Genomic DNA, 10,030 nt, shown 5'->3' with positions numbered 1-10,030 from the left:
TGAACCTGGTCACCACCTACACCTACGACGCGCTGGGCAATGCCCTGAGCGTGACCGACGCCCAGGGCGTGACCACCCAGTTCAGCTACGACGCCAAGGGCCAGCTCGTGCGCCAGGCGGTGGACCCGGCCGGCCTGAACCTCGTCACCACGTATACCTACGATGCCATGGGCGGTCGGCTGAGCGTGACCGACCCCAACGGCACCGTCACCGCATACCAGTACGACGTGCTGGGCCGCAGGGTGCTGGAAGTCCTGGACCCGTCCACGGCCACGCACGCGGGCCTGAACCTCGCCAAGCGCTACGCCTACAACGCCACGGGCCAGGTCACGAGCGTGACCGACGCGCAGGGCCACGTCACGCGCTATGCCTACGACAGGCAAGGGCGGCAGCGCTTCGTGATGGATGCGGCGGGCAACCTGTCGGAGACCGTGTACGACGCGGCGGGGCGGGTGGTGCGCCAGACCCGCTACGCGCAGCCGGTTGCCGGAGCAGAAAGCCTGGCGCTGGACGTGGGAGAGTCGCAGCTGGAGGGCCTCAAGCGCCCCAATGCCGCGCAGGACCAGACCGAGCACCGCATCTACGACGCGGACAACCGGGTCACCGCCACCGTCAACGGTGCGGGCGACGTGGTGCGCCTCGTCTATGACGCCAACGGCCTGGTGACCCAGCGCACCGCCTATGCCAATCGCCTGGATATGGGCGCCTGGAGCCCGGGCAGCGACCCGCAGCCCGTGCCCAGCGCGGCCGATGCCGTCACCCGCACCGTCTACGACGCGATCGGGCACGCGCGCTACACCATCGATGCCACCGGCGCGGTCGTCTCCCAGCGCTACGACGCGAGCGGCAACGTCACGCAGCGCATCAGCTACGCCAACCGCCTGGACCTGGCCGCCAAGCCCCTGTCGGCCGGCCCGAGCGAATCGGAGATGGAACTGCGCCTGGTGCAGATCTTCGATGCGGCGCGCGACCAGCACGTGCGCTACCGCTACGACGCGGCCAACCGCGTCACCTTCAGCGCCGACGGCGTGGGCGGAGTCACCCAGTACCTGTACGACAAGAACGGCAACCTCCTGCAGGCCACCCAGTACGCCACCCCGGCCGGCGCCTTCCAGTGGCGCGACGAAGGCACCATCGGGTTCCTGGGCAGCGCGGCCCAGCCGGGCCAGCACGCCCTGTACCCCCTGGACGCCCAGGGCAACGAAATCCGCACCGCGCTGCTGGGCTACGTGGACGACGCGGCCACTGCCGGCAACACCGCGCTCTACCTGGCGCGCCACACCGACGGCAGCTACTACTACACCACCGACAGCGCCAACCTGGACTTCGTCAAGACCCTGCCCGGCTGGAGCGTGCAGGGCAGTGGCATCGTGGGGTACATCCGCACCGCGCCCGTGGCGGGCACCACCGCGCTGTACCGGCTGAACCGCCAGGGCACCAACGAAAACCGCTACACCACCTCGCGCAGCGAAGTCGATGGCATCCTCGTCAACGTGCCCCAGACCAGCCTGTCGGACCGCTTCACGCGCAAGGTCTACGACGCGGCCAACCGGCTCACCAGCCAGGTCGATGCCAGCGGCGCCGTCACCACCTACGGCTACGACGCGGCCGGCAACCTCACGCGCGAGACCCGGTACGCCGCGCGCGCCAGCGCCTACACCAACCAGGTGGCCGGCGGCGCGCTGCTCGCGGCGCCCACCGCCGTGGCGGGCGATGCCGACCGCACCGTGCGCCACCTGTACGACCGCGCCAACCGCGAGACCGTCTCCATCGACGGCGAAGGCGCCGTCACCGAGCGCCGCTACAACGGCATCGGTCAGGTCGTGTGGTCCCGGCAAGGCGCGGTGGCGCTCACGGCGACCCAACTGGCGGCGCTCGATGCCGCGCTGGCGCAGCAGGGCGTGCTGGCCGGCAGCACCGTCGCCGGCTACCTCACCGCCAGCCCGGCCCAGGACCGGGTCACGCGCAACTACTACGACGCGGCCGGCCGACTGGCCTTCGCGCGCGACGCGCTGGGGCAACTGCAGGGCTACGCCTACGACGGCGTGGGCCGCCTCACGGAGCGCACCGTCTACATGGCCGTGCAGAACGCGGACCACTGGCTGGACGAAGGCATCACCGGCTACACCCAGACCGCGGACGGCCCTGGCAGAAAACCCCTGTACCGCCTGAGCCGGGTGAGCGGCAGCAGCGACCACTTCTACACCACCGATGCCGCCGAGCGCGACCGGGCGCTGCAAAACGGCTGGCAAAGCGAAGGCAACGTTGGCTACCTGGACAGCGCCCCGGCCCCCGGCAAGGTGCCGCTGTATCGCCTGCGCCCGCCCGGAGACGGCAGCACCAACCACTACTACACCGCCAGCGAAGAGCTGCGTGCCAACGCCAAGCAGCAATCGGGCTGGATCGATGACGGCATCATGGGCTACATCGACGTCGCGCCCGGGCAGGGCAACGCCGCGCTGTACCAGATCAACGTCAACGGCACCGGCGAGCACTTCCACAGCCTCGGGCGCGCGGAGATCGACCTGGCGCTCACGCCGCAGCCGGTGCGCACAGCCGCCGACCGCATCGAACACATGCGCTACGACGCGGCCGGCAACCTCATCGCCAGCTCCGATGCGCCGCAACAGCCCGAAAGCACCACCACCTACGACGGCCTGGGCCACAAGACGTCCTTCACCAACAAGGCCGGCAGCACCTGGAGCTATGCCTACGACGCGGCCGGGCTGCTCGTGCAGGAAACCTCGCCCGAAGTCGTCCTGGCCGACGGACCCGCGCGCGTGGTCACGCGCATGGCCTACGACGCCCTGGGCCACCTCACCCAGCGCACCGAAGCGGCTGGCCGGCCGGAGGCGCGCACCACGCGCTACGAATACGACGCCCTGGGCCGCCAGATCAAGACCATCTTCCCGCCCGTGCCGGTGTACCAGGCGGAAAGCGCCAGCGCCTTGCTGGACAACGGCAGGAACGCCGCCGGCAGCCGCATCGACACCGTGGTCGCCGAGATCAGCAGCGAGACCCGCTACGACACCCTGGGCAACGCCGTGGCCGGGCGGGCCGCGGGCAGCACCGCGTGGAGCTACAAAGCCTACGACCGCGCAGGCCAGGTGGCCTACGACGTCGATGCGCTGGGCTACGTCACCGGCTACACCCGCAATGCCTGGGGCGAGACCGAGCGCCTGGTGCGCTACGACAAAGGCCTTGCGCTGCCTGCCGGCGGCGTGCCGCTGCTGCGCGAGATCGAAGTGCGCCAGGCCGTGCAGCCCGGCAGCGCCGACCGGGACATCCTCACCGGCTACGACCGCGCGGGCCGCGTGCAGGAAGTGCAGGAACCCTACGTCTTCTACTACGACAGCCAGACCGGCGTGCAGACCGCGGGCCGCAAGACCACCCGAAACGGCTACGACGCCTTCGGGGACCTGACCTCCGTCGCCGTCAACCTGGACGCCTCGCGCTGGGTCAGCACCCGGCACGGCTACGACCTGCTGGGCCGCCGCGTGAGCACCACCGATGCGCTGGGCTACGTCACCACCCAGGCGTACGATGCGGCCGGCAACCTCACGCGCCGCGTGGAGTTCGCCAGCCCCCAGAGCACCGCTGCTAGCGTTCCCAACACCGCTGGCGGCGACCGCGTGACCGACTACGGCTACGACCTGCTCAACCGCAAGACCACCGAGACCCGCCGCGGCGTGGCCTACACCGCCGCCAACGCGGGGGCGGGCAGCATCGGCGACGTGCTCCAGGAAAAAACGGGCGATCTCGTCACGCAATACGCCTACGACGCGCTGGGCAACCTCACGCGCACCACCGACGCCATGGGCGGCACCACCTACCAGTACTACGACGTGCTGGGCCGCGTGCGCGCCACCATCACCCCGGCCATCAACGTCGGCGTGGCCGCCAACGGCCAGGGCGCGGCCCCCGTCAACCCGCTCACCGAATTCCAGCGCGATGCGCATGGCAATGCAGTGACCACCACGCAGTACGCAAGCGGAGCCACCCTCTCGGGCGATGGCGCCAGCTACAGCCGCAGCGCCGCAGGGGGAGCAGACCGCACCAGCATCACGCGCTTTGATGCGCAAGGCCACACCATCGAAACCATCGATGCTGACAACAAGAGCCATTACTACGCCTACGACGCCCAGGGCCGGCTGGCCAAGGAGTGGCAGAACGTCACCTACCTGGACGACGCGGGCACGCGGCAGATGCAAAGCCTGTGGCGCGCGTACGCCTACGACGCGCTGGGGCGGCAGACCCACACCTACGCCCCGCTGCAACGCAACACCGACCCCACCCAGCTGAGCCTGGGCGACACCGAACTCACCTACAACGCGTTCGGCGAAGTCACGCGCAAGCGCGTCCTGGACGCCGGGGTGGCGCTGCAGGGCGATGAAACCTACGAATACGACAACGCCGGCCGCGCCTGGCGCAGCAATGCCGGCGACGGCGTCGCCAAAGTGCTCGCCTACAACCTGCAAGGCCAGCAGACCCTGCAGCTGGTGGCCTCCGGCAGCATCGATCTGGCCGGCTACCGCACGGCCATGGAGGCGCTGGGCGGGCAGGCCGAAGTGGGCGAGCAGTTCCGGCGCACCGAAATGCGCTACGACGTGCTGGGCCGCCTGGTGCAGACCCTCGCGCCCGAGCGCGCGAGCGAGCAGACCATGGCCATCACCACGCGCCAGAACCTGCTGTACGGGGTCATCTCCCAGAGCGAGGTCGCCAACGGCGTGGTGGGGCAAAGCCGCAAGAACCAGGTGAACCTCGTGTGGCGCTCGCTGCAGGACCTGGGCAGCGGGGACGTGCGCATCACGCTGCAATACCTGTCCGAGGGCTACAAATACGGCAACCAGGAAAGCCCCGATCCGCAGGCGCAGAAATCCGTCACCCGCAGCATGGTGGTGAGCGCCGAAGAGGCGATGACCGGCTACGCGTTCCAGTGGGAATCGCCCCTGTCGCAAGAGGCCGGCATCGCCCGGGGCATCGCATCCATCCAGAAGATCCAGGTCGAAAAACTCGACATCTTCGGCAACTGGGCCACGCTGTACGACGTGCAGCAGCCCACCGCGAGCGCGGTCGAGCTCAACTGGACGGAAAGCGCGAGCCCGGGCTACATCTGGAACGAAGCGGGCGAGGGCCGCAAGCCCATCTACCGCTACTACAACCGCTACAACGACACCCACCTGTTCAGCGCCAATCCGGCGGACCGGGAGGCGCTGCTGAACCAGCGCACGGGCTGGCTGGACGAAGGCATTGCCGGGTACGTTGCGCAAAACCCCGGGCCGGGCCTGGTGGAGCTGTACCGCCTGGGCAAGGCTGGCACCGACATCTCGGTCTATACCTCCAACGTCGCCGAGCGCAACCGGCTGCTGGGCAGCGGCTGGGAGAGCCGGGGCATCGATGGCTACGTCGCCGCTCCCGGCAACGATGCGGGAGCGATGGCGCAGCAGGGAATGACCAAGCTTTACGCCCTGCAGCACAACCGCACGAGCGGCGTGGACAGCGAGTGGACCGACGGGCTGTACACCACCTCGCTGAGCGAGCGCAGCGCGCTCATGCTGGGCCGCAAGGAGCAGACGCAGTCGCAGACGGATCCGGTCTTCGGCGGCACCAAGAGCACCCCCGTGGGGCAGGTGACCATGCTCTACGGCCAGATACCCAGCCAGAGCATCGAGGTGAGCCTGCCGCAGGACGTGGTGAGCACGCTGCGCATCGAAACGCGCAGGACCGGCACCACGCAGTGGGTGCAGAGCACCCTGAACGCCTCCAACCTGCGCACGTTCGGCTCGGCGCACCGCATCGACCTGGGCGGCCTCGGGCTGGCCGCCGGCGGCTACGAGTACCGCGTCACCAACGCCAAGGGCGATGCGGTGCGCGAGGTCGGCACGGGCACCTTCGCCATCACGGGCAATGGCGTGTCCGACGCCGACAGCGCGCCGCCGCTGCAGGGCGTGGGCGTGATCCGGGCCAACATCGACGGCAGGACCTATTCAGTGCTGCAGTGGCCGCAGCCGGCGCAGAACCAGGGCGTGGTCTACCGTTGGCGCCCTCAGGGCAGCAGCGTGTGGACGGCTTCGCGCACGGTCGGCACCGGCGTAGTCGCCTATGGCGACGGGCGCACCAGCGGCTTCGGCGTGGGCATGCAGGGCGTGTCGCTGGACATGAGCGCGGGCGTGTACGAATACGAGATCGTGGTGACCAATGCGTTCGGTGGCACCGCCCAGCGGGCCAAGGGCGTCGTGACCATCCCGCAGGCGATGTCGGTGCGCGATACCACGCCCCCCATCGTGATGGCCAACAACAACGTCACCAATCTGGGCATCGTGGGCTATCTCTGGGACAGCCCGGCGGCGGATCGCAAGCCGCTGTACCGCTATTACTTTCTGTACCAAGGCAACGCCCACCACATCTCCACGGCCGATGCCAACGTCATTGCCGAGTTCGACGGCATCATCGCGCGGGACGCGGCGGCGGGAGCGCCGCCTGCGATGGTCAAGGAAGGCATCCTGGGGTACGTGCAGACCTCTCCCACGGGGTCCAACCAGCGGCTGTACCAGTACATCTACGGCGGCGACACCGTGTTCCGGCTCACGGCCAACCCGGCGGACGTGGGCAGCTACCTGCCCATCTACGCGGAGCCCAAGAGCGATCCAAACTTCCACTTCAACCCGGGCACCTGGTACCAGAACGCGTACCAGAACGACGGCTACATCTCCAGCGTGCCGGTGGATGGGACCACGGCGCTGTACGCCGTGTACAACGGCAATGCGGTGGGCGGACGCAGCCTGGGGGACTACCTGACCACCCCCAGCGAATACGAGATCACCTCCACCTTCATGCTGCGGGCCGTGACGGCGGCCACGCAGACCGTGGGCGGCGTGGGCATGGGCCGCGCGGTCATCGACGGGACCGATCACGCGGTGCTGCAATGGCCGCAGCAGGAGGCGGGCGTGCGGGTCAAGATCACGGCCTCGCCCGGCATCCCCGGCGGCACACCGGCACCCTACCTGTTCCGCCAGGGCGATGGGCGCTCGCAGTTCGCCGGTGGCGCGGCGCTGCAGGGCTTCGTGCTCGATGGGTTGAACGGGGGCACCACCTACCAGATCCGCATCGAGATCGAGCACCCCGCGAACGGCAATCAGAAAGCCTACATCGCCCGCACGGACGTGGCGATCACCGTGCCCTCCACCGGAGCCAATGGCCAGGTGACCATGGCGGACACCACGCCTGCGTACGTGCCGCAACTGCGTGCGCAGACCCAGGTGCAGGGCGGCTTGAGCGCCCGGCCGGTGACCGCACGGGAATACGACCGGTGGGGCAACGTGGTGGCGATCGACGAGACGCAAGGGCTGGGCGCGGGCAAGCTCGTGCGCACGGCCACGCTGCGCTATGACGCCAACAACCAGGTGGTGGAGCAGCGCCGGCTGCACGAGGACGTGAACTTCGCGCAATCGTGGGCGAGCACGAAGATCTACTACGACGCGCTGGGCCGGCAGGTGGGCCTGCGCGATGCCAACGGCAACCTGAACGCGCAGGTGCGCGATCTGGCAGGCAACGTGGTGCAGGAGCGGCATGCCGATGGCGGGCGGATCGACAGCGCGTACAACGCTTTCGGGGACAAGGTGTCCTCGGCCGAGCGGGTGACGGACAGCCGCACGGTGGTGACGAAGTACAGCTACGACAAGCTCTCGCGTCTGGAGCAGACCTCGCTGGCGCAGGGCATCTCGCGCTACGAGGTCAATGGCACGGGCGGGGCGGTCAACACCGCCACACCTGCGGACGGCGCACTGCACGCCTCCAACGGCGTGGACATCAGCGGCGCGATCACGCAAACGGTGCTGGAGACCAACCAGTACGACGAAGCGGGGCGCAAGGTGCGGGTGGTCAACGGCAATAACGAAGCCACGCGCTACCGCTACGACCGGGCGGGCAACGTGGTGCTGAGCGGGCAGGAGACGGTCAAGGTCACAGACCCCCTCAAGAAACCCGGGGTCGACAACACCCCGGTGGCACCGCTGGCCTACCAGATGCGCTACCGCTACGACGCGCTGGGCCACAAGGTGGGCCAGACGGATGCGGCCGGTATGAGCCAGTCCTGGACCTACAACACCTTCGGGCGCCTGATCGGGCGCACGGACGGCAAGACCGGTGGCGGCACGGTGGACTTCCAGTACACCTACAACCGCGCGGGCGACCTCACGCACGAGGGTAATGGGGCCGGCAAGAGCCTGGACTACCGTTACGACGGTGCAGGCCAGCGCATCGAGATCCGGGACAACTACCTGGGCCAGAGCACCAACTACGGCTACGACCTGGCGGGCAACCGGGTGTCGGAGAAGATGGCGCAAAAGACGCTGCTGTCCTCCGGGGTGCTGGACAACGTGGTGTACCAGGACAACCACCTGGTGTACGACGCGCAGAACCGGCTGCGGGCGGTGTTCGACAGCCGCGCGGACGTGCGCATCACATACGATCTGGCGGGCAACCGCTCGCAGGTGACGACGCACGTGATCAACACCATCCGCCCGGATGCGAAGTCGCAGCCGGCGAATGGGGTGGTGCAAGACCAGCAGGTGATCCACACCAGCACCACGGGGTATGGCTACGATGCCATGAACCGGCAGATCCGAAGCCAGGAAGTGTCCTCGGTCACGGGTGCGGTGGACACGCACCAGTACCGCTACGACTACGCCGGCAACCGGACCCAGGACCAGACCTACAGCGGCGGGCCGATAGAAGGCTCACCCAACGGCAAGCTGGAAAAAACCTACAACTACGTCTACGACGACCTGAACCGGATGGCCAGCTACACCGGTTATGGCGTGGCCGAGCGCACGGACCAGATCCTGTACGACGGCGCGGGGCGGCAGGTGTATGCCAAGTCGCTGGTCAAGGCCAACAACCTGTGGAACGAAGAGCACCGCTACAACCGCTATGACGCGACGGGCAAGCTGCAGGACACGCGCATGGTGCTGCGGCGCGACGACACCAAGGCGGTGACGCAGCGCACGGATGTGGCCTACCACGATGCCGATGGCGTGACGGGCTTAGGGTACGACGCGGCGGGCAACCTCCTGGGCAACCGGCAGGTGAGCGATGGCAACCAGGGCAACGCCACCACCACGAAGTACGACTACCAGTATCTGAACGGCAGCTACCAGCAGACCGGCTCGACCGCCACGCGTGGTAGCACGAGCGCGACCACGCGGACCTGGCGGGATGCCAACGGCTTCGTGAGCAACATCGAGCAGACCACCGGTGTGGCAGACGAGCGGTTCAACCGCGCCTTCGTGAACGACGTGCAGGGCAATGCGGTGTACGTGAACCAGGGCGCGGGCCACACGGGCCGCGTGCAGAACCAGCCCGGCGGCTACCTGGGCGGCTGGGTGGGCGACTCGGTCAACCCGGGCCACGTGCAGCGCCAGCTGGTGGCCAATGGCGAGGTCCTGGCCCGCTACGGCGACGCGCCGGACAGCGAGAACCCGCCGAACCCAGGAGACATCCCGAAGTATGTGGATACGGCCGAGTTCCGGCTGAACGCGGCGCCGCTCAAACTCAAAGGGGCGAACCTGGACGCGATCGCCTACACGGTGGTGGGCGGGGAGACGCTCAAAGACATCGCGCGCAACGTGCTGGGCGATGCCAAGCTGTGGTGGCGCATTGCGGAGGCCAATGGCTTGGCGCTGTCGGGCTTGCTACCCTGTCCATCTACGCTGAGCCCACAACAGCGACCCGAATTCCACTGCAACCCAGACCTCCTGGTGGCAGAACGACGTACACGCCGTCATTGTGCAGGTCGATGGCACCTCTCTGTACGCCATCTACAACGGCAACGCCACAGGTGGAGACCGTCTGGGGAAACACATCACCACTCGATCGCCTGCGAACAAGTCCACATCCCGTGCATTCACGACAGTCTCCAGCCAACTTGCGCCCTGACAAGGGATTCCCCCGAGAAGGCATGGCCGATACGACCCCCCTCCTGGCCGGATCCGCCCCACGTGCCCTGACCCCTTCTTCCTAAAGTGGCTCC

General features: G+C 68.3%; 1 protein-coding gene. It reads left to right on the top strand.

The genetic code is table 11. The features are described 5' to 3' along the window. Positions 1–5 precede the first annotated feature (5 nt). Complete coding sequence (locus tag AVMA1855_RS04535) at positions 6–10,007, top strand: hypothetical protein (protein ID WP_349817087.1); 10,002 nt, start codon at positions 6–8, stop codon at positions 10,005–10,007. Positions 10,008–10,030: the final 23 nt, after the last annotated feature.

Origin of the sequence: Acidovorax sp. SUPP1855 (assembly GCF_030158955.1) — a bacterium.
Taxonomy (GTDB): domain Bacteria; phylum Pseudomonadota; class Gammaproteobacteria; order Burkholderiales; family Burkholderiaceae_C; genus Paracidovorax.
This window is presented reverse-complemented; position numbering and strand designations above follow the sequence as displayed.